Genomic DNA, 19,594 nt, shown 5'->3' on the forward strand with positions numbered 1-19,594 from the left:
GGGCCGTCCACCCTGAAGGAGAAACCCATGAAGAACACCCGTCCCCTGATCGCAGGAGCCGCCGCGCTCACCCTGACCCTGTCCGCCTGCGGAGGCAGCGGCGACGCCGACGCCGCTGAGGAGAGCGGCGCAGCCGGCGCCGAATCCGGCACCGTCACCGTGGAGCACATGTACGGCCCCACCGAGGTGGAGATTCCCGAGGGCGGCGAGCTGCGAGTCGTCGCGCTCGGCTGGTCCGACGCCGAGGTGTCGCTCGCCCTGGGCGTGGAGCCCATCGCTGTGCATGACTGGCTGGGCTTCGGCGAAGAGAACCACGGCGTCGGCCCCTGGGCCGCCGACCTGGTGGAGGGCGATCCCGAGGTGATCCCCCGCTCAGACGAGGAGCTCGACTACGAGCAGATCCAGGCCCTGGACCCGGACCTGATCCTCAACGTGAACTCCGGGTATGAGGAGGGCGAGTACGATCGGCTCTCCGAGATCGCCCCCACCGTCTCCGGGCCTGAGGGGGCGGAGAACTTCAACCCCGGCTGGGAGAACCACACCCAGCTCATCGCCGACGCCCTGGGCCTCACTGAGGAGGGTGAGCAGCTCATCGCCGACACCGAGGACAGCCTCGCCGCCGCCCGCGAGGAGCACCCCGAGTTCGACGGGGTCGAGGCAGTCACCGGATCCAAATTCGGAGAGGCCTACGGGCTCAGCTACACCGGCGACATGCGCTGGGACATCATGGAGGAGCTCGGCTTCCAGATGTACGGCCCCGCCGCGGACATGGAGCCCAACCAAGGCTTCTTCGCCGACGTCTCCGAGGAGCAGGTCGAGGTGCTCGACGCTGAGGTCGCTGTACTCTTCCCCATCGGCTACACCCTCGAGGAGCTCGAGGCGGACCCGCTGCTGTCCTCCCTGGACGTGGTCCAGGACGAGCGCGCCGTGCTGCTCGACGATCAGGACGATCTCGTCCAGGCGTTCTCCGCGGGATCCCCGCTCAGCATCGAACTGGTCCTCGAGGAGCTCCCCGAGCAGCTGGCCGAGGCCGTCGAGAACCTGGACTGATGCCCGCAGCCGCATCCCAGGCAGCAGTGCCTGCGACCCGCGCCTACCGGACCCAGGTGGCGCGGGTCGTCCGCCTGTCCCCGCACTTCATGCGCGTGACCGTGACGGATGAGGCGCTCGCCGACTTCGGCCCTCAGGGCGTCGAGGCGACGACGCGGCGGACAGGGCTGCCGGCCTGGGATCAGAGGATCAAAATCTTCCTGCCCCGGGAAGGCGGAACGTTCCCGGACCTGGGGCTGTTCGCGGACCCGCCGCCGTCGCTCATGGAGTGGTACACCGCCTGGCGGCAGCTGCCTGGGGCGGAGCAGAACCCGATCCGCACCTACACGGTCCGCGCCATCCGGCCGCTGGACCGGGAAGTGGACATCGACTTCGTCCTCCACGAGGAGCGAACGGGATCCATGGGGCCCGCCGCGTCCTGGGCGGCCTCCGCCCGGCCCGGGGACGAGCTGGTCGTCATCGGCCCGGATCGCCGCTCCGAGGAGCCCGGCGGCGGCATCGAATGGAACCCGGGCACCGCCCGGGAGGTCATGCTCGCCGGCGACGAGACCGCCGCCCCTGCGATCTGCAGCATCCTGGAGTCCCTCGCCGTCTCCGATGAGGCCGGCGTGTTCTTCGGGGAGGCCTACCTCGAGGTGCCGACGTCGGGGGACGTGCTCGAGGTGAAGCCGCCGGCCGGCGTCGTCGTGCGCTGGCTTCCCCGCGAAGACTCCCCCATGGGCGAGCTGCTCAGCGCCGCGGTGCGTGACTGGGGCCGCAGGCGTCAGATCATCTTCGAAGCTCGACGCGCGGCCTGGGCGCCAGGCCTCGCTCGCGTGGGCGCGCCCGCAGGTTCGGGGGAGCACCGCGAGCTCTCTCCCGAGGAGCCGGTTTGGGAGGTCGCCGACCCAGAAGGGTTCCGCGAGTACGCCTGGCTGGCAGGAGAAGCCGGAGTCATCACTCGTCTTCGGCGCCATTTGGTCAAAGAGATCGGGCTCTCCCGCAAGCAGGTGAGCTTCATGGGCTACTGGAAGACAGGCCGTGCGGGCGCCTGAGAGGGAGGCGCAAGGGTCAGTATGCGCTGTCTGAGCTGGCCGGCCCCCGCGACTTCCCGTGGGACAATGGGAGGGATGTCTGAGACTTCTGACGCCCGCCCGCAGGTCCGCCCCAAGGCTGAGGGGTGGACCCAGGCCCTGGACGCGGAGGGCCGCCCCAAGCTGCAGTTCTCCCAGTCCAAACGGGTCAAGCAGCCGCCCCAGCACCTCGCCGACCTCACTCTCGAGGAGCGGATCGCCAAGGCCAAGGAGCTGGGCCTGCCGGGCTTCCGCGCCAAGCAGCTCTCCGTGCACTACTTCCAGCACTACACCGCCGACCCGGCCGCGATGACGGACCTGCCTGCGGACGCCCGGGAGAAGCTCGTCGAGGAGTTCCTGCCCCCGCTGCTCACGGAGGTCCGCCGGCTGAAGACCGACGACGGCGCCACCATCAAGTTCCTCTGGCGGCTCTTCGACGGCGCTATGGTCGAATCGGTGCTGATGCGGTACAAGAACCGCATCACCCTGTGCATCTCCTCCCAGTGCGGCTGCGGCATGAACTGCCCGTTCTGCGCCACCGGACAGAACGGGCTCACCCGCAACATGTCCGCCGCGGAGATCGTCGATCAGATCGTGCAGGCCAACCGGGTGATCGCCGCCGGCGAGCTCGACGCCCCCAATGCTGCTGAGGTCGCGGAGGAGGCCGACCACGCCGGGCTCGGTGAGGAGACCGACGACCCAGACTCGGACATCTCCCCAGTGAAGCAGGGCCAGAGCGAGGCTGCCGCGTCGCCGGACGCATCCGGGAAGGCGGGGCCCCAGCGCGTCGGAAACATCGTCTTCATGGGGATGGGTGAGCCGCTGGCGAACTACAAGAGGGTGATGAGCGCCGTCCGACGCATGGTCGACCCTGCCCCTGAGGGGCTGGGAATGTCAGCCCGCGGCATCACGATCTCCACTGTGGGCCTGGTCCCGGCGATCCGTAAGCTGGCGGCCGAGGATCTGCCGATCACCTTTGCGCTGAGCCTTCACGCCCCGGACGACGAGCTGCGCGACGAGCTGATCCCGGTCAACGACCGGTGGAAGGCGGACGAGGCGATCGACGCCGCCTACGAGTACTACCAGCGCACCGGCCGCCGGGTGAGCATCGAGTACGCGCTGATCAGGGACATGAACGACCACCCGTGGCGAGCGGACCTGCTGGCGGAGAAGCTCAACGCCCGGGGCCGCGGCTGGGTGCATGTGAACCCGATCCCGCTGAACCCCACCCCCAACTCGGTGTGGACCTCTTCAAAGCCTGCAGTCATGCAGGAGTTCCTGGACCGGCTCAACAGGGCCGGGGTTCCCACCACGCTGCGGGACACCCGCGGCAAGGAGATCGACGGCGCCTGCGGCCAGCTCGCCGCTGCGGAGGACTGACACCGGCAGAGCAGGTGACGAGGCAGGGTCTGCCGCCGCTGAAGACGGTCCCGCCGGCGCTCAGGCCGAGCCGTCGTCGCGCTTCGCCTTGCGGTATTCCTCAAGCTTCTGCCGCTCCCGCTGCGGCATCGGAATGAGCTCGCTGGGCTTCTCGTAGGCGACGATCAGCGCCAGCAGAGGACCGATCAGCGGAACCACGATGCTGAGCACCCCGAGCGCGAACTTGTTCGCGAAGCTCAGGTGCTTGGCCTTGATGATCAGCGCAATGATCGCCCACGCGGCAGCGACCACTGTGAGGAGAAGGAACACGAGCTCCGACGGCGAGGGCATCAGCGGGTCAGCTCCGAGTGATGGCATCATCCTGCCACCGTAGTACGGATTGATGGTTGCTGATCATCAAACGTCATGTGAGGATGAATATCAGTCATGCATCCGCATACGCGCACTGTTAGGGTATTTATATGCCTCAGATTCGGATCAGTGACGCTGCGCGGTTCCTCGGTGTCAGCGATGACACTCTGCGGCGGTGGATCTCCTCGGGGGAGCTGACTGCGCAGGCCGACGACGCCGGAAAGAAGGTGGTCGACGGCGCAGAGCTGGCACGGTTCTCCCGCGAGCGCAGCAGCCACGTGCCATCGCCCGAGGGGTTCTCCTCGGTGCGCAACCGGTTCGTGGGCCTCGTGACCCAGGTGACATCTGACCCGGTGATGTCCCAGGTGGAGCTGCAGTGCGGCCCCTACCGCGTGGTCTCGCTGATCAGCACTGAGGCTGTGCGTGACCTCGGACTGGAGCCGGGCGTGGTCGCCACCGCCTCGATGAAGGCCACCAACGTAGGCATCGACCGCCCGGAGGCATCCCGGTGAGACGCACTTTCGCGCTGCTGTCTGCCTCAGCTCTTCTGCTCACTGCCTGCGCCGACGCCGGGGACGAGGAATCCGTGACCGTATTCGCCGCCGCGAGCCTCAGCCAAGTCTTCGAGGAGATCGGTGAGCTCTACGCGGAGGAGACCGGCACTGAGGTCGAGTTCAGCTTCGCGGGCTCGTCCGGCCTGGTCGAGCAGCTGGAGAACGGGGCCCCGGCCGATGTGCTCGCCACCGCCGACGAGACCAATATGGACAATGCCGTCGAGGGCGGTCTGGTCGATGGTGAGCCTGAGCTCTTCGCCGAGAACTTCCTGGTCATCGTCACCCCCTCGGGGAACCCGGCAGGGGTGGAGTCCCTGGAGGACCTTGATGATGACGCCGTCGAGACCGTCATCTGCGCTGAGGCGGTGCCGTGCGGGGCTGCGACACAGCGCATCGCTGAGACTGCTGGGATGGAGATCGCCCCGGTCTCCGAGGAGACGTCGGTGACCGACGTGCTCGGCCGAGTGCGCAGCGGAGAGGCCGACGCCGGGCTCGTCTATGCCACCGACGCCCTGCAGGGCGGGGCTGACGTGGAGACCATCCAGATCGAGGGCGCCGAGGAGGACCCCAACCTCTACCCGATCACTGTGCTGGAGAACGCCGAGGCGCCCGAGGCCGGGCAGGAGTTCATCGACTTCGTCCTCGAGGATGAGGTCTCCCAGCGGATTCTCAGCGACGCAGGCTTCAGCGACCCGCAGTGATCGCAGCGACCCGACGGTTCAGCCGCCCCCCGGCATGGGTGATGATCCCCGGCCTGCTGGGGGCGGCCGTCGTCCTGCTTCCCGTCAGCGGGATGATGACCCGGCTGGACTGGGCCGAGCTGCCCGGGCTCCTGACCTCCGAGTCCTCGCTCGATGCGCTCCGACTCTCGATCTGGACTGCGCTCGCCGCCACGGTGCTCTGTCTGATCCTCGGCGTCCCGCTGGCGCTGATGCTCGCCCACGCCCGCTTCCGCGGACTGACCATAGTGCGCTCCCTGGTGCTGCTTCCCCTGGTGCTGCCGCCGGTGGTCGGCGGTCTGGCGCTGCTCTACACCTTCGGCAGCCAAGGCATGCTCTCCGGCACGCTGGACCTCTTCGGCATCAGGATCGCCTACACCTCGGTCGCCGTCATACTGGCGATGACCTTCGTGTCCATGCCCTTCCTGGTGATCAGCGTGGAGACGGCCGTCCGCGGCATGGACCGCGAGGTGATCGAGGCAGCCACAGTGGACGGGGCCAGCCGAACCGGAATCCTGCGCCACATCATCCTGCCGCTCATCGGCCCTGGCCTGGTCTCCGGCGCGGTGCTGGCCTTCGCCCGCAGCCTCGGCGAGTTCGGCGCCACGCTGGCCTTCGCTGGCAACCAGCAGGGCGTCACCCGCACTCTGCCCCTGGAGATCTACCTGCAGCGTGAGACGGACCCCGACGCCGCCGTCGCGCTCTCCCTGCTGCTGATCGTGGTGGCCGTCGTCGTCATCAGCGCTGCCTACTCCCGCCAGCAGAGGGCGCAGTAGGGCTTCACTCAGCCGCTGGGGCGATCCCCGTGGAAGGCGAGGATCCGTTCCAGGCCCGCGGCGACCTTCTCCGGACCGGGTGCCAGGGAGAGCCGGATCCATTCGTGGCCGGCGAGCCGGTCGAAGTCGGTGCCGGGCACGACGGCGACCCCAGCCTCTTCGAGGAGAGCCTCGGCGTAGGCGGGGGAGCTGCGGAACCGGCCGGGGCCGTCGCCGAGGTGCTGGCCCAGATGGGCGTAGACATAGAAGGCGCCGTCCGCCGGCGCCAACTCGCCCCATCCGAGCTGCGGCAGTGCCTCCAGCACCATCCGGCGGGCCCTGGCATAGCCGGCCGTCTGGTCCTGGCAGAACTGCATCGAGTCCCTGCTGAACGCCTCCACGGCTGCGATCTGGGAGCCGTGCGGGGCTGACAGGGTGACGTTGCCGGCCAGCCGGTCCACCGCGTCCACCAGATGCTCGGGCAGAATCGCCCAGCCCAGCCGCCAGCCCGGCATTCCCCAATACTTGGAGAACGAGGACACCGCAGCGGCCTCGCCGCTGACCTGAAGCGCGCTCACGGAGGGCTGGGTGTAGCTGATGCCGTGATAGATCTCGTCGCTGATCATCTGAACCCTGCTCTCCGCGCACCAGGCGCTCAGGGCGGTCAGCTGCTCACGGTCCAGCATGGTGCCGGTGGGATTGGCGGGCGAGGCGAGGATCAGCCCGTCCAGGGGCCGCTCGGCGTGCGCGGCGGCCAGCTGCTCCACAGTCGGCTGAAAGCGAACCTCAGGGCCGCAGTCCAGGTCCACGACATCGATGCCGAGGCTGGTGAGAATGTTGCGGTACGCGGGGTAGCCGGGGCGGGCGAGCGCCACCCGTGCCCCGTGGTCGAAGGCGGCGAGGAAGCTCAGCACAAAAGCGCCCGAAGAGCCGGTGGTGACCGCCACCCGCTCAGCCGGGACCTCCAGGTCATACCAGTCCCCGTAGTGGGCGGCGATCGCCTCCCGCAGGGGCCGGATGCCCAGGGCGGGGGAGTAGTTGAGCACCGTCTGGTCCGCGTGGACCCGGGCCGCGGCGTCGTTCACCGCCGGAGGTGCGCCTGAGCCGGGCTCACCCGCGGTGAGGGACACCACGTCCCGCCCGGCCGCGCGCAGCTGCTCGATCCGTCCCACAATGCGCATCACCTCGAACCCAGGAACCTGAGACCGTCGGGACGCCTGCATCGAAGGGGCTGAACGCATGCCGCACAGCCTAACCGGCAGACAGCCCCAAGCCTTCCGAGGGCCTGAACGTGGGCTGGGTTGCATGTTGTGGTCACAGTGTTAGCGTTCCCGCTCAACCCCATGCTGTAAGGAGCACTTTGGTCATGAAGAAAGCACCACTGACCAGCCTTGCCCTGGCTGGCCTGCTGTTCGGTCTCGCCGCCTGCGACAACGGCGATGCCGAAGGCGACGGCGAGGCGCCGCAGGAGCAGGCCCAGGAAGACGTTCAGCAGGAAGGCCCCGAGGGCCAGCAGGAGATGTCCGAGCCGGACCTGGGCGACCTCCCTGACGTCGTCGCCACCGTCAACGACGAGGACATCGAGGCCGAGGAGTACGAGGCCGCCTACCAGAACCAATTCATGAACGCCCAGATGATGTCGCAGATGACCGGCGAGGAGCCCGACGAGGATGAGCTCCAGGAGCAGACTCTCGAGCAGGTCATCGGCAACCGGCTGCTCATCCATGACGCCGAGGAGCAGGGCTTCGACGCCTCCGAGGAGGAGGTCGAGGAGGAGCTCGAGGCGACCGCCGAGGAGAACGGCCTCGAGTCCCTCGACCAGCTCTTCGAGATGGCCGAGGAGCAGGGCATCAGCGAGGATGAGCTGCGCGGGCAGGCCGAGGACCAGGTCCGTGTGGAGAAGCTCATCGACAGCTTTGACGTGGACGAGCCCACTGAGGAGGAGCTCGAGGAGTCCTACGAGGAGCAGGTGGCCCAGCAGCCCGAGGCTGAGGAGGGCGCCGACGGCGAGGAAGCCCCCGAGACCCCTGAGTTCGATGAGGTCCGGGATGAGATCCACGAGCAGATGATGCAGCAGCGGCAGAACGAGGCTGCTCAGGAGCACGTGGACCAGCTGCGCGAGGATGCAGACGTCGAGACCCACATCTGATCAGAGCTCCTCTGATCAGGCCTGATCACCTGAAGGGGCATGCCGCCGGATAGCCTGGGCGGCATGCCCCTTCAGCATTCTGCGCCCGCCCGCATTGTGCACGCGCTGCTGGCGCTGCTGACCCTCGCCGGGCTGGTCACCTCCCTGTACTTGGGGTGGACCCGGGACAGTGTCCTTCCTGGTGGCGTCGGCTACACCGGGGTGATCGTGGCTGGCTGGGAGCATATGCTCAACCAGCTGGCGTACTTCACGTTCCTGTCGGGTCTGATGGTGCTCATCAGCTCCGCCTGGACAGCGGTGCGGCCGGGGTCACGATCGGCCCTGCTGCAGACCGTGCGGATCTCGGGGCTGGTGTGCATCATCATCACCGGGCTCGTGTTCAATCTGCTGCTGCGCGGTCCTGCCGCTCTGACCGGGGTGATGCTCTTCAACGACACGGTCCTGCACGTGGTGGTGCCGCTGCTGGCGCCGCTGGTGTGGGCCGCAGTCGGGCCCCACGGCCGACTGAGCCTGCGCATCGTGCTGGCCTCGATGCTCATCCCCGTGGCCTGGCTGGTGGTCACCCTGGCTCGTGGGCCGCGGATGGACTGGTACCCGTACGAGATCCTCGACGTCCCCGCCCTCGGCTACGCGGGGGTGAGCGTCTACATCGTCTCGATCCTGCTGCTCTACCTGGCCCTGGCGTTCGCCTTCCTCGGCCTGGACAGGCTGCTGCTGAGGCTTGGCCGAGGCGAGCACAGGCCCGCTTAGGCGGCCTGCTGGAGCTGGCCCTCAGAGCCGCCCGATGCTGAGCCCCCGCCTCACTCAGCGGATGTCAGGACGCTGCGCAGGGAGACCCGCTGGCCGGTGCGCAGCAGGGAGCGGCTGTAGATCCGGGCGGCCAGCAGCATCACCAGGGCCGCGCCGGCCAGCAGGGCGATCATCGCGAACACCGGCTCGAACCACGCCACCTCCTCGAAGAACAGCCGGACCGGCATCGCCACCGGAGCGGTGAACGGGATGTAGGAGGCCACCTGCATCACCCGCTCGTTCTCGGCGAAGAACAGCACCAGGAAGTACGGCAGCATCACCAGCATCATCGTCGGCAGCATCACCGGCCCCGAATCCTCCTGCCGGGACACCAGTGAGGCCCCGGCGGCATACATCGACGCGACCAGCACGAATCCCGGCAGGAAGAACACCACAAACCACAGCATGGGCGCTGAGAGCAGGCCCAGCAGCTCCGTCTGCCCGGTGATCATCAGCCCAGCCGCCGCCGCACCGGCGATCACCACCGCCTGGCCGATCGCCATCAGCGTGTTGCCCAGCACCTTGCCCACCAGCAGCGACCGTGCCGAGATGGTGGAGAGCAGGATCTCCACCACCCGAGACTGCTTCTCCTGGATGGTGTTCTGCTGGATCACCGTGCCCGATCCGATCGTGAGCATCATGAACACCAGCCCGAAGAGGAACGGCACCACGAACCGCAGGGGGGCCTGCTCGTCCGGCTCCTCCAGGGTGGCGGTGGTCGGCTGGGCGGAGAGCATGTTCACGATGTCGTACGGGACCTGCTCCCGGCCGATCACGTGGAAACCGGTGGGGGACTCCTCGCTCGAGGTGATGACGGCCTCCGCCTCACCCGCGTAGAGCCGCTCCACCGCGTCGTCGCGGGAGTCGGCGGTCGTCACGCTCAGCGGCAGGCCCTCGAGGGTGTCCAGCTGCGCCTCGCCCAGCTCGGCGGCCGCAACTTCAGCATCCTCCGGCTCGCCGCCGCCGAAGGCGGACATCAGCAGGATCCCGCCGAGCACGATGATCACCGTGACCGCAACGCTGATCAGGAACGCCTTGGAGCGGACCTGAGTGGTGATCTCACGCTCGGCCACCAGCAGCGCGGCCCGGCCCGGCCCGGGCGCTTCGGGGGCGGGGGAGGCCTGCGGGGCAGCGGTGCTCATCGGGCGAGCTCCTCAGCGTTCTCGGCGGAAACGTCCTTGAAGATCTCCGAGAGCGTCGGAAGCACCGGCCGGAAGCTGCGCACCGGGCCCCGCTGAGCGGCTGCGGCCAGCACCTGCTGGGCGGCCTCCTCCTCTGCCCGGAAGAGGGCGCGTCCGCCGGTCTGCTCATCCACGGCGACGTTCGGGATCATGCGGACCCATCCGGCGTCCTCGGTGATCAGCTCATAGCGCCGGGTGCCATGCCGTTCGCGCAGCTCCTCCCGCGGACCCGCAGCGAGGACCCTGCCCGAGCCGATGATCACCAGGTCATCGCAGAGACGCTCGACCACGTCGAGCTGGTGCGAGGAGAACAGCACCACGGCCCCGCCGGCGGCGTGCTCCCTCAGCACGCCCAGCACCACCTCCACGGCCATGGGGTCCAGCCCGGAGAACGGCTCGTCCAGCACCAGCACGTCCGGCTGGTGCACCAGCGCTGCGGCGACCTGGACCCGCTGCTGATTGCCCAGGGAGAGCGACTCGAGCGCGTCCTCGGCCCGGCCGCCGAGGCCCAGCCGCTTCAGCAGGCTGACGGCGCGGGCGCGTGCCCGGCTCCGCGGGAAGCCGTGCAGACGGGCCAGGTAGGCCAGCTGCTCAGCCAGGGGCATCTTGGGGTAGAGGCCGCGCTCCTCCGGCATGTAGCCGAACCGGGTGCGGGAGGCGGGGGAGAGAGCCTCCCCGTCCAGCAGCACCTGCCCGGAGTCGGCGTTGAGCACCCCGAGGATGATGCGCATCGTGGTGGTCTTGCCGGCCCCGTTGCCGCCCACAAAGCCGGTCAGCTGACCGCGGGCGGCGCTGAGGGAGACATCGTGGAGCACCTGCCGGCCGGAGTAGGACCGGCACACCTTGCGCAGCTCGAGCATGCTCTCAGCCTAGCGCCGAGGGCCTCAGCCGAACTGTTTGGCCAGCTGGGCGGCCAGCCCGGTGTACTCCGCCGGGGTCAGCCCCCTCAGGCGGTCCGCGGCGGCGGGCGAGAGGCCCAGACCGGTGACGAACTCCTGGAGCTTCTCGGCGTCCGCCCGGCGGCCCCGGGTCAGCTCCTTGAGCCGCTCGTAGGGGTTCTCCATCCCTTCGGTGCCGGCAATCGCCTCGGCGCGCATGACCGTCTGGACGGCCTCGCCGAGCACCTCCCAGTTCGCGTCGAGGTCAGCGGCGATGGTCTCCTCGGCGACGTCGAGCTGCTTGAGCCCCTTGGTCACGTTGGACAGCGCCAGCACAGAGTGGCCGATGCCGGTGCCGATGTTGCGCTGGCCGGATGAGTCGGTGAGGTCGCGCTGCCAGCGGGACTCCACCAGGGTCGCCCCCAGGGTGTCGAGCAGGGCGCTGGAGATCTCCAGGTTCGCCTCGGCGTTCTCGAACCGGATCGGGTTGACCTTGTGCGGCATGGTGGAGGAGCCGGTGGCGCCGGCTACAGGGATCTGCTTGAAGAATCCGATGCTGATGTAGCTCCAGATGTCCACGCACAGCCCGTGCAGGATCCGGTTGAAGCGGGAGATGTCCGCGTAGAGCTCCGCCTGGAAGTCGTGGGATTCGATCTGGGTGGTCAGCGGGTTGAACGTCAGCCCCAGCTTCTCCACGAAGGACTGTGCGATGCCGGGCCAGTCGGCCTCCGGCGCTGCGGCCAGATGAGCGGCGTAGGTGCCGGTGGCGCCGTTGATCTTGCCCAGGTACTCCTGCTGCTCGATGCGGCGCACCTGCCGGCCCAGCCGGTGGACGAAGACCGCAATCTCCTTGCCCAGGGTTGAGGGGGTGGCCGGCTGGCCGTGGGTGCGGGAGAGCATCGGCACCTCGGCGGCCTGCTCCGCCATGGAGCTCAGCCCTTCGAGCATGGTGCGGGCCTCCGGCAGCCACACCTGCTCCACCGCGTCACGGATCCCGACCGCGTAGGAGAGGTTGTTGATGTCCTCAGAGGTGCAGGCGAAGTGCACCAGCGGCTTCAGCCCGCCCAGCTCCAGAGAGTCCAGGCGGCGGGCGATGAAGTACTCGACTGCCTTCACGTCATGCACGGTCTCCGCCTCAATGGTGCCGAGCTCGGCGATCGCGTCGGTGCCGAAGCCGGTGACGATGCCGCGCAGGCCCCGAATCTGCTCCTCGGTGAGCCGGGGCAGGCCGGGCAGCACCTGCTGCTCGCACAGATGGATGAACCACTCCACCTCCACGTGGATCCGGTTGCGGTTCAGCGCCGCCTCCGAGAGGTGATCCACCAGGGGCGCGACGGCGCTGCGGTAGCGGCCGTCCAGCGCCCCCAGGGCGATCGTCGGCTCAGCGGCGGCGAGGGAGACACGGTCCTGGGCGGCAGAGTGCGCAGAGGTCAGCATGGTCCACATTCTTCCACTTTGCGGGGGAGCGCGACGCCGGCCCGTTGGGTCTTCCACACCTTTCCGCGGGTGAGAGGGCCACTCCGGGTGCTCCACACCCTGATGCGCCCGCGACCGCCGTCGTGGCTCCGCATCCTAATGTTTCTGCAGATCGAGGCGGAGCAGCGGGGCAGCGGAGGGGGCAGAGCATGGTGGCATCAGCAGCGGTTCAGCAGCTGGACCAGATGGTGGAGGACTACCGGGCAGCCGCTGAGCAGCTCGGCGCCGTCTCTGCTCTGCACACGGTGTACGCCGCACACATCGTCCACGCCTCAGGCGTCGAATGGGAATCCCAGGCAGCAGGCGCCTTCCGCACCGTCATGGGAACTTTGGAGGGTCATGGGGCCAGCATCCAGGAGCAGGCCCAGGAGCTGCGCGAGGAGGCTCTGCTCATCGCCGGGGAGCTTGCCGCGCTCGCAGACCAGGCCAGGCAGTGGCACGCGGCCCTGACGCTGGCGGCCAGCCTGGACTTCGGCGCGATCTTCGAGACCTTCGCTGAGGAGGCCCAGGGGCGGGCGGCCCGGGCCGCGCTGGAGACAGCGATGGGCTCCGCCGAGATCTTCGCCGACTTCGTGAGCAGCGACACGGCCGCACCGCTCCGGCACGCCATCCAGCGCCTTCCCGGGCTGACTTCCTGAGAAAGGATCTCCCATGCCTCTTGCTTCTGCCCCGAGCAGCCGGGCGCCCGCTGATGAGAGCCCGGACATGACCGTGCGGGTCCGCGGCGGTCCGACCAGCATCAACCTTGCTTGGGATGCGCTCGCCCAAGCGTCGGTCCACCTGGGCCAGGCGGTCACCACGATGCAGGCCCAGAGCTCCCACCTCGCCCACGCCGACCGCAGAACGACCCCGCCGGCACCCACCTGGAGGTACCCCGGCTTCAAAGCCCGTGTCGGAGCGCTCCGGTTTCGGGCCGGCGCTGCAGCCTGGGGTCTCGCGGAGGCCGTGACGGGCGTCGATGAGGCCCATGAGGCCTACCGGGAGGTTGAGGCGGCGGCCCAGCGATGGATGGAAGCCCTCAAGCGCGTCACCCCTTGGGGTCAGCTTCCGATGCTGGAGGCCATCCTCGAGGGGAACTGGCTCTACGCGCGTGACTACGGGGCAGCCACCATCGCCATGACGCTTCCCACTGCGGCTGAGGCTTCGTGGCTGCTGCCTCAGGGACGGGCAGGCCGAGGAGCTTTTGAAGCCCGGCTGCGCGTGGAAGCGATGATGCGCGCCGCCGGATACGGCGGCAGCCTGGGCGCGGAGACCCTGCTGGGCGAGTACGAGCTGCAGGTCACCGGTACCGAAGAGGCCGGCGCGGAGGTCTTCGACGGAACCCGCGGCGGCTTCTACGAGACGATGGCCGGCTACTCGGATCAGGGAGACGTCGTCGTCGCGGAGATCGACAGTGGGGAGGGGGACCCTGTCTACGCGGTCTATATCCCCGGGCTGGACCTCGACGAGCACACCGCGGAGGACGGGCTCGATCCTCTGGCCAGCCGGGGCCTGCTCACCACTGCGGACGCCTTCGCCAACGATTCGGCGAACGTGGACCGGATCGCGGATCAGGCGCTCCGGGACGCCGGGGCTGAGGAGGGGGCTGACGTGATGCTCTCCGGGTTCAGCCAGGGCGGACTGGCCGTCACCAACCTGCTGAAGGGCTCCACCACCGCTGAGCGGTACAGCGTCCGCACCGCCGACAGCCTCGGCGCCCCGGCCACCAGCGAGGACATCGATCATGACGCGGCCATCGTCCACATGGGAGACCGCAACGACGTCGTCACCTGGCTGAAGGGAGGCCGCAACAGCCCCTCATCCAACAGGGTGGACATCGACGTCGACTACAAAGGCGACGGGCCGCGAGCCGGAAGCGCAAGCGGCTTGGCGGACTCCGGGAGAAGCTATGCCGAGCATGGCAGGAAGCCGATCGATGAGCTCAGGGATACCCAGGACTTCATCGAGGAGGAAGGGATGAGCCTCCGGTTCCAGGCCCACGACTTCGAGCACAACCTGAACATCGTCAGGGAGGTCGACGAGAACCCGGAGAAATACCTCGACGAGGGGCAGCGCCAGGTGGCCGAGGAGTTCGCCGGGCTCGTGAGGGGAACGGCGAAGATCTACGTCAGTGAGTCGGAGTACCGGCCCGGATAGGCCTCAGGCCCGTTCGGTCTGCAGGAACGTGCCCAGCAGCGCCGAGACCAGCGCGACGACGATCGCGCCCAGCACGCCGTCCCAGAAGAAGCTGTCGATGACGAACTCCACCCCCGGGATCAGCGCGGTGACCAGCCACCCGGTGAGCATCAGCATCGCCGCGTTGATGACGATCGCGAAAAGCCCCAGGGTCAGACAGGTGATGGGCATCGCCAGGAATGACAGCACCGGCTTGATGATCGCGTTGACCACGCCGAAGACTGCGCCCACCACCAGATAGGCCAGGACCACCATCAGCGGCTCCTGGCTCCAGCCGCTCACCCAGATGCCGGGAACGAGGGTGGCCGCCCAGACGGCCAGGGCGTTCAGAATGATCACCAGTAGGATTCTCACAGTCCCGATCCTAATGGTTTGTACCTTGTCAGCACCTGGAAGCCTTCCCCAGCTATGAGAAGGTGAGCGGGACCGCCGTCGCCGCCGAGAGGAGCCCGCCTGTGCAGCCTGTCCAGCTGCTCGCCGAAGACGGCACGCTGACCGAGCACGAGACCTACAGCCCCTACCTTCAGGGGCTCGACGACGACGCCCTGCGCGGCCTCTACCGGCACATGGCCGTGGAGCGCCGTTTCGACGCCGAGGCCACCAGCCTCCAGCGGCAGGGCCAGCTCGCACTCTGGGCGCCGGCCACCGGCCAGGAAGCAGCCCAGATCGGAACCATCGCCGCCCTGAACCCCACCGACCGGGTCTTCCCCACCTACCGCGAGCACGCCATGGCGCTCTATCGCGGCATCAGCCCCGAGGAGCTGATGACTCTCTTCCGGGCCACCGCCCACTCCGGCTGGGACCCCAACGCCTACAACTTCCACCTCTACGCGATCGTGCTGGCCTCCCAGACCCTGCACGCCGCAGGCTGGGCCATGGGCATCCAGCAGGACCTGCGCCTCAACGCCCTGCCCCGGGACCGGGCCGCAGACGAGATCGTGCTCGCATGCCTGGGCGACGGCGCCTCATCCCAGGGCGACATCCACGAATCCATGGTGTTCGCCGCCTCCTACCAGCTGCCCATGCTCTACCTCATCCAGAACAACCACTGGGCGATCTCCGTGCCCGCCCGCACCCAGTCCCGCGTACCGCTGGCTGACCGTGCCGCCGGCTACGGCTTCGAAGGCATCCGGGCGGACGGCAACGACGTCCTGGCCAGCTACGCCGTCGCCGCCGCGGCGGCCGAGAGCATCCGCGCGGGGAAGGGGCCCAAGCTCATCGAATCGGTGACCTACCGGATCGGAGCGCACACCACCGCAGACGATCCCAGCAAGTACCGGGCGGCCGAAGAGCTGCAGGAATGGTCCTCCAAGGACCCCATCACCCGGTACCGGACCTGGCTGACCGCCGCAGACAAGGCGGACCAGGCCTTCTTCGACGAGGTGAAGGAAGAGGCCGAGGACCTGGCCGCAGACCTGCGCCGGACCGTGCCCGCCATGCAGTCCATCGACATTGAGCGGGTCTTCGACACCGTCTACGCCGAGCCGCACCGCCAGGTCGAGACGGAGAGGGCCTGGCTGAAGGACTACGAGGCAGGCTTCGCCGAGGAGGAGGGCCGGAAGTGACAGCAGAATCCTCGGAGGCAGCCGTGCGCACTCTGCCCCTGGCCAGGGCGATCAACGCCGCCCTGCGCGACGAGCTCTCCGCTGACGAGAAGACCCTCCTCATCGGTGAGGACATCGGCGCCCTCGGGGGAGTCTTCCGCGTCACCGACGGGCTTCAGACTGACTTCGGCGAGCACCGGGTCATCGACTCCCCCCTGGCGGAGTCTGGAATCCTCGGCACCAGCATCGGGATGGCGATGCGCGGCTACCGGCCCGTCGCCGAGATCCAGTTCGACGGATTCGTCTTCCCCGCCTACAACCAGATCACCACCCAGCTCGCCAAGATCCACAACCGCACTGACGGCGCAATCCGGGTCCCCGTCACCATCCGTATCCCCTACGGCGGGCACATCGGCTCCATCGAGCACCACTCCGAATCCCCGGAGGCCCTCTTCGCGCATACTGCTGGGCTGCGGATCATCACCCCCTCATCGGCTCAGGACGCCTATTGGATGACCCGGCAGGCCATCGTCTGCGACGACCCCGTCATTGTCTTCGAGCCCAAGCGCCGCTACTGGCTCAAGGGCGAGGTCGACACAGCAAACCCCGCCCCCGACGCGTTCACCGCTCAGGTGCTCCGGGAGGGCACCGACGCCACCATCGCCGCCTACGGACCCCTCGTGCCGGTCGCGCTCGCCGCCGCGGAGGCTGCATCCGTCCAAGGCCGCAGCGTCGAAGTGGTCGACGTCCGCTCCATCAGCCCCCTGGACGACGAGACCATCGCCCGCTCGGCGGCGAAGACCCGGCGACTCGTCGTCGCGCACGAGGCTCCCACGTTCGGAGGCTTCGGCGCGGAGATCGCTGCCCGGGTGACCGAACGGGCATACCACCGCCTGGCCGCGCCGGTGCTGCGGGTCGGCGGCTTCCACATGCCGTATCCGCCCTCCGGGCAGGAGCACCGCTACCTGCCGGACATCGACCGGATGCTCGAGGCCGTCGAGCGTGCCTTCGCCTACCAGAACGGAGTCGTCCGGTGACACGCACCTTCATGCTGCCCGATGTCGGAGAGGGCCTCACCGAGGCCGAGATCACCTCCTGGAAGGTCGCACCGGGGGAGACGGTCGAGGTCAACCAGATCGTCTGCGAGATCGAGACCGCCAAATCTCTGGTCGAGCTCCCCGTCCCCTTCGCCGGGGAGGTCGTCGGACTGCTGGCCGAGGAGGGCGAGACGGTCGAGGTCGGCAAGCCGCTGATCCGGATCGCAGGGGAGGGCGATGACGCCGGCCCCGCGCCCAGCGAGGAGGAGAGCGGCGCGTCGTCCTCTCAGGAGGAGGGCGGCCAGGCGCTGGTGGGCTCCGGTCCCAAGGCTGATTCCGCGAAGCATCGCCCACGGGTGCGCCCCACCGCGCCGGACGTCATCGATGCGGCCGCGCTGGGCCTGGAGGAGGACGTCGCGGCGCCGCGGCCGCCGGGGCTGCAGACCACGGACCTCGCGGACATCGTCTCCAAGGCGAGCCCGCCGGTGCGCGCCCTGGCGAAGCGGCTCGGCGTCGCCGTCTGGGAGCTCGTCGGCTCCGGACGGAACGGGCAGATCACCCGGGACGACGTGGAGCGGCAGGCCCGGGCGAAGAAGGCGCAGCAGGACAAGGGGCAGACCCCGCGCGCCGGCGCACCGACCTCCCAGGGGCGCCCGCCCACGCCGCAGGAGATCGGGCTGCTCTATGACGGGCCGCGTGAGGAGAACGTGCAGGTCCGGGGAGTGCGGAAGGCCACCGCCCTCAACGTCGCCGCCTCAGCTCAGAACGTCCCGCACGTCTCCGTCTTCAAAGAGGTGGACGTCACCCGCACCATGGAGCTGCGCACCGCCCTGAAGCAGGACCCGTCGTACCAGGGGCTGAGCGTCTCGCCGATGCTGTTCGCCGCCAAAGCGATCATCTGGGCTGCGCGCCGCAACCCGCAGGTCAACGCGACATGGCATGAGACCCACTACACCCTGCGGAACTATGTGAACCTCGGGATCGCCGCCGCGACCCCCCGGGGGCTGATGGTCCCGGTGATCCATGAGGCCCATACGTACAACACGCAGGGGCTGGCCGCTGCGATCACCCAGCTGACCGTGGACGCCCGGGACGGGCGCACCACCCCCGGCGAGATGCAGGGCGGGACCATCTCCATCACCAACATCGGCACCCTGGGCCTGGACTCGGGCACGCCGATCCTGCCTCCGGGCCAGGCGAGCATCGTTGCCCTGGGCGCGGTCCGGAAGAGGCCTTGGGTGGTGGACGGCCAGATCGTCCCTCGTGACGTGATGGTCATCGGAGGGTCCTTCGACCACCGGCTCATCGACGGCGACCAGGCCGGATCCTTCATCTCCGATGTTGCCAAGGTGATGGAGGAGCCGGGCCTTCTGCTGGACTGATGCCGGGGCGGGGGCAGGCGTCCTTCAGTAGTCGACTTCTGGTTCGATCTCGTTGATCTGCAGGGGTTCGTCCTGGCCGATGCCGAGCTGCTCGACGAGGCTGGAGCCGTTCACCCGGATCTCGGCCTGGTCCGCGCCGGTGGCGACGCGGGCGGTGGTTTCGATCTGCTTGAGCACCTGCCAGGCCTGGCATCCGTCAGCGGTGGGGGGCTGCCCGGACAGCTCGACGACGACGGTGCTGCCGGAGAGCTCGACGTCTTCGAGAGAGAGGCTCGCGGCGGCCAGGGAGTTGATGAAGGCGGGGCTTCCGTGCTGGCCGTACTGGTCGTCGAGGAGGAACTCGAGAGCGGCCTCGGCCGGGTCCTCGACGACCATGGGCGTGGTGCGGACCACAGAGATCCGGTCCTCGCACCCGAAGGATCCGGTGCGTGCGATCTCTGTCAGATGCGGGTCGGGCTGCTCGGGCTGGGGCTCGAAGGGGTCTCCGGGGGCGTCGTCGGCTTCGCCGATTCCACCGTCGTCAAGGGGCGCGGCCTCGTCCTGGCCGGCCGGACTGATGAATCCGAGGGGCAGGCGGACGGAGTCGTCGTCTTCGAACTCCGGCGCGGGGACGGGATTGTCGTAGTCCTGGGCGCCCTCATCCTGCTCGGCCTCGGGTCCGACGCCCTGTGCAGTCCCGTCGTCTTCTTGCCCCTGCCCGCAGCCGGTGAGAGCCAGCGTGAGCGCGAGAGCGGCGCTCAGGGGGCAGTACAGGCGGAGAATAGGCACCAGAAAAGAGTACGCCAGAGCATCGGCGCAGCAGAAAATTTCCCGCAGCGCCGCGAAGCCCTTTTGAGGAGAACTGCGTCGCTATGCGGCATCTGAGAAGAGGAGGGGCGAGGTGGGGGCGGTGAACGGGGGCCGCCCCCACCTCTATTGAGAAGGAGTCCGGATGCCGCACGGAGGGGGTGGGATGGTTGGCACCCAGCCTCAACTTCTCAACTATTCAGAGTGTGACTCAGAGGGAACGGAAGCTCTGGGTCACGTCTGTATTCAGGGGTAACAGGAATGAGCTGTAAGTCATTCCCACGGATTTGCTTCAAATCTGAAGCGCTCCGTTGTGCCTATAGTTTGCGGCTGGGA

General features: G+C 68.5%; 20 protein-coding genes. 13 read left to right on the forward strand and 7 right to left on the reverse strand.

The window, feature by feature from the left end; all coding sequences use genetic code 11:
• The first annotated feature begins 27 nt into the window (after nucleotides 1-27).
• From FWJ47_RS04595 to rlmN, 3 genes are all read left to right on the forward strand, one after another.
• Complete coding sequence (locus tag FWJ47_RS04595) at nucleotides 28-1,050, forward strand: iron-siderophore ABC transporter substrate-binding protein (RefSeq protein ID WP_147104749.1); 1,023 nt, start codon at nucleotides 28-30, stop codon at nucleotides 1,048-1,050.
• Nucleotides 1,050-2,084, forward strand: a complete 1,035-nt coding sequence (locus FWJ47_RS04600) for a siderophore-interacting protein (RefSeq protein WP_147104751.1) — start codon at nucleotides 1,050-1,052, stop codon at nucleotides 2,082-2,084. The genes FWJ47_RS04595 and FWJ47_RS04600 overlap by 1 nt, the downstream gene beginning before the upstream one ends.
• Nucleotides 2,085-2,159: 75 nt before the next feature.
• A complete protein-coding gene (rlmN, locus tag FWJ47_RS04605) occupies nucleotides 2,160-3,482 on the forward strand; it encodes a 23S rRNA (adenine(2503)-C(2))-methyltransferase RlmN (protein ID WP_170228479.1) in 1,323 nt (440 codons plus the stop codon).
• A gap of 60 nt (nucleotides 3,483-3,542) precedes the next feature.
• Here rlmN and FWJ47_RS04610 read toward each other — a convergent pair whose 3' ends face one another.
• On the reverse strand, nucleotides 3,543-3,842 hold the full coding sequence (locus FWJ47_RS04610) for a hypothetical protein (protein WP_147104757.1): 300 nt from the start codon (nucleotides 3,840-3,842) through the stop codon (nucleotides 3,543-3,545).
• Nucleotides 3,843-3,943: 101 nt separating this feature from the next.
• Here FWJ47_RS04610 and FWJ47_RS04615 point away from each other — a divergent pair, with 101 nt between their 5' ends.
• From FWJ47_RS04615 to FWJ47_RS04625, 3 genes are read left to right on the forward strand one after another with little or no spacing between them, the layout of a single operon-like run.
• Nucleotides 3,944-4,345 (forward strand): TOBE domain-containing protein, encoded by a 402-nt coding sequence (locus FWJ47_RS04615; RefSeq protein ID WP_147104760.1) that lies wholly within the window; start codon nucleotides 3,944-3,946, stop codon nucleotides 4,343-4,345.
• Nucleotides 4,342-5,088, forward strand: coding sequence for a molybdate ABC transporter substrate-binding protein (gene modA / locus FWJ47_RS04620; RefSeq protein ID WP_211358965.1), 747 nt, complete (start codon nucleotides 4,342-4,344; stop codon nucleotides 5,086-5,088). Before FWJ47_RS04615 ends, modA begins: the two co-directional genes overlap by 4 nt.
• A complete protein-coding gene (locus FWJ47_RS04625) occupies nucleotides 5,085-5,882 on the forward strand; it encodes an ABC transporter permease (RefSeq protein ID WP_342779648.1) in 798 nt (265 codons plus the stop codon). Before modA ends, FWJ47_RS04625 begins: the two co-directional genes overlap by 4 nt.
• An 8-nt stretch (nucleotides 5,883-5,890) precedes the next feature.
• On the opposite strand, the gene FWJ47_RS04630 is transcribed toward FWJ47_RS04625, so the two are convergent.
• Nucleotides 5,891-7,102 carry a pyridoxal phosphate-dependent aminotransferase gene (locus tag FWJ47_RS04630; RefSeq protein WP_246126161.1) on the reverse strand — a complete coding sequence of 404 codons (1,212 nt, stop codon included), beginning with the start codon at nucleotides 7,100-7,102 and terminating at the stop codon, nucleotides 5,891-5,893.
• A gap of 125 nt (nucleotides 7,103-7,227) precedes the next feature.
• Here FWJ47_RS04630 and FWJ47_RS04635 point away from each other — a divergent pair, with 125 nt between their 5' ends.
• Both FWJ47_RS04635 and FWJ47_RS04640 read left to right on the forward strand, forming a co-directional pair.
• Nucleotides 7,228-8,010, forward strand: coding sequence for a SurA N-terminal domain-containing protein (locus FWJ47_RS04635; RefSeq protein ID WP_147104766.1), 783 nt, complete (start codon nucleotides 7,228-7,230; stop codon nucleotides 8,008-8,010).
• Nucleotides 8,011-8,073: 63 nt separating this feature from the next.
• Nucleotides 8,074-8,760, forward strand: coding sequence for a Pr6Pr family membrane protein (locus FWJ47_RS04640; protein WP_147104769.1), 687 nt, complete (start codon nucleotides 8,074-8,076; stop codon nucleotides 8,758-8,760).
• A 50-nt stretch (nucleotides 8,761-8,810) separates the two neighbouring features.
• Here the strand turns inward: FWJ47_RS04640 and FWJ47_RS04645 are convergent, their stop codons facing one another.
• From FWJ47_RS04645 to purB, 3 genes are read right to left on the reverse strand one after another with little or no spacing between them, the layout of a single operon-like run.
• Nucleotides 8,811-9,941: an ABC transporter permease gene (locus tag FWJ47_RS04645; protein ID WP_147104772.1), complete on the reverse strand. Its 1,131-nt coding sequence runs from the start codon at nucleotides 9,939-9,941 to the stop codon at nucleotides 8,811-8,813.
• A complete protein-coding gene (locus FWJ47_RS04650) occupies nucleotides 9,938-10,840 on the reverse strand; it encodes an ABC transporter ATP-binding protein (protein ID WP_147104775.1) in 903 nt (300 codons plus the stop codon). The genes FWJ47_RS04645 and FWJ47_RS04650 overlap by 4 nt, the downstream gene beginning before the upstream one ends.
• A 24-nt stretch (nucleotides 10,841-10,864) precedes the next feature.
• On the reverse strand, nucleotides 10,865-12,295 hold the full coding sequence (purB, locus tag FWJ47_RS04655) for an adenylosuccinate lyase (RefSeq protein ID WP_246126162.1): 1,431 nt from the start codon (nucleotides 12,293-12,295) through the stop codon (nucleotides 10,865-10,867).
• Between the two features lie 188 nt (nucleotides 12,296-12,483).
• On the opposite strand from purB, the gene FWJ47_RS04660 reads away from it, so the two are divergent.
• Together FWJ47_RS04660 and FWJ47_RS04665 are read left to right on the forward strand one after the other, a co-directional pair.
• A complete protein-coding gene (locus tag FWJ47_RS04660) occupies nucleotides 12,484-12,972 on the forward strand; it encodes a hypothetical protein (protein ID WP_147104778.1) in 489 nt (162 codons plus the stop codon).
• 13 nt (nucleotides 12,973-12,985) lie between these two features.
• Nucleotides 12,986-14,470 (forward strand): hypothetical protein, encoded by a 1,485-nt coding sequence (locus tag FWJ47_RS04665; RefSeq protein WP_147104781.1) that lies wholly within the window; start codon nucleotides 12,986-12,988, stop codon nucleotides 14,468-14,470.
• 3 nt (nucleotides 14,471-14,473) lie between these two features.
• On the opposite strand, the gene FWJ47_RS04670 is transcribed toward FWJ47_RS04665, so the two are convergent.
• Nucleotides 14,474-14,848, reverse strand: coding sequence for a phage holin family protein (locus FWJ47_RS04670; protein WP_246126163.1), 375 nt, complete (start codon nucleotides 14,846-14,848; stop codon nucleotides 14,474-14,476).
• A gap of 116 nt (nucleotides 14,849-14,964) precedes the next feature.
• On the opposite strand from FWJ47_RS04670, the gene FWJ47_RS04675 reads away from it, so the two are divergent.
• The 3 genes from FWJ47_RS04675 to FWJ47_RS04685 are packed head-to-tail and all read left to right on the forward strand — an operon-like array spanning nucleotide 14,965 to nucleotide 18,472.
• Nucleotides 14,965-16,074 (forward strand): thiamine pyrophosphate-dependent enzyme, encoded by a 1,110-nt coding sequence (locus FWJ47_RS04675; protein ID WP_147104789.1) that lies wholly within the window; start codon nucleotides 14,965-14,967, stop codon nucleotides 16,072-16,074.
• Nucleotides 16,071-17,090: an alpha-ketoacid dehydrogenase subunit beta gene (locus tag FWJ47_RS04680; RefSeq protein ID WP_425465990.1), complete on the forward strand. Its 1,020-nt coding sequence runs from the start codon at nucleotides 16,071-16,073 to the stop codon at nucleotides 17,088-17,090. Before FWJ47_RS04675 ends, FWJ47_RS04680 begins: the two co-directional genes overlap by 4 nt.
• Nucleotides 17,087-18,472: a dihydrolipoamide acetyltransferase family protein gene (locus FWJ47_RS04685; protein ID WP_170228480.1), complete on the forward strand. Its 1,386-nt coding sequence runs from the start codon at nucleotides 17,087-17,089 to the stop codon at nucleotides 18,470-18,472. Before FWJ47_RS04680 ends, FWJ47_RS04685 begins: the two co-directional genes overlap by 4 nt.
• Before the next feature lie 24 nt (nucleotides 18,473-18,496).
• On the opposite strand, the gene FWJ47_RS04690 is transcribed toward FWJ47_RS04685, so the two are convergent.
• A complete protein-coding gene (locus tag FWJ47_RS04690; protein WP_147104792.1) occupies nucleotides 18,497-19,240 on the reverse strand; it encodes a GerMN domain-containing protein in 744 nt (247 codons plus the stop codon).
• Nucleotides 19,241-19,594 lie beyond the last annotated feature (354 nt).

Source organism: Nesterenkonia populi (assembly GCF_007994735.1).
GTDB lineage: Bacteria > Actinomycetota > Actinomycetes > Actinomycetales > Micrococcaceae > Nesterenkonia > Nesterenkonia populi.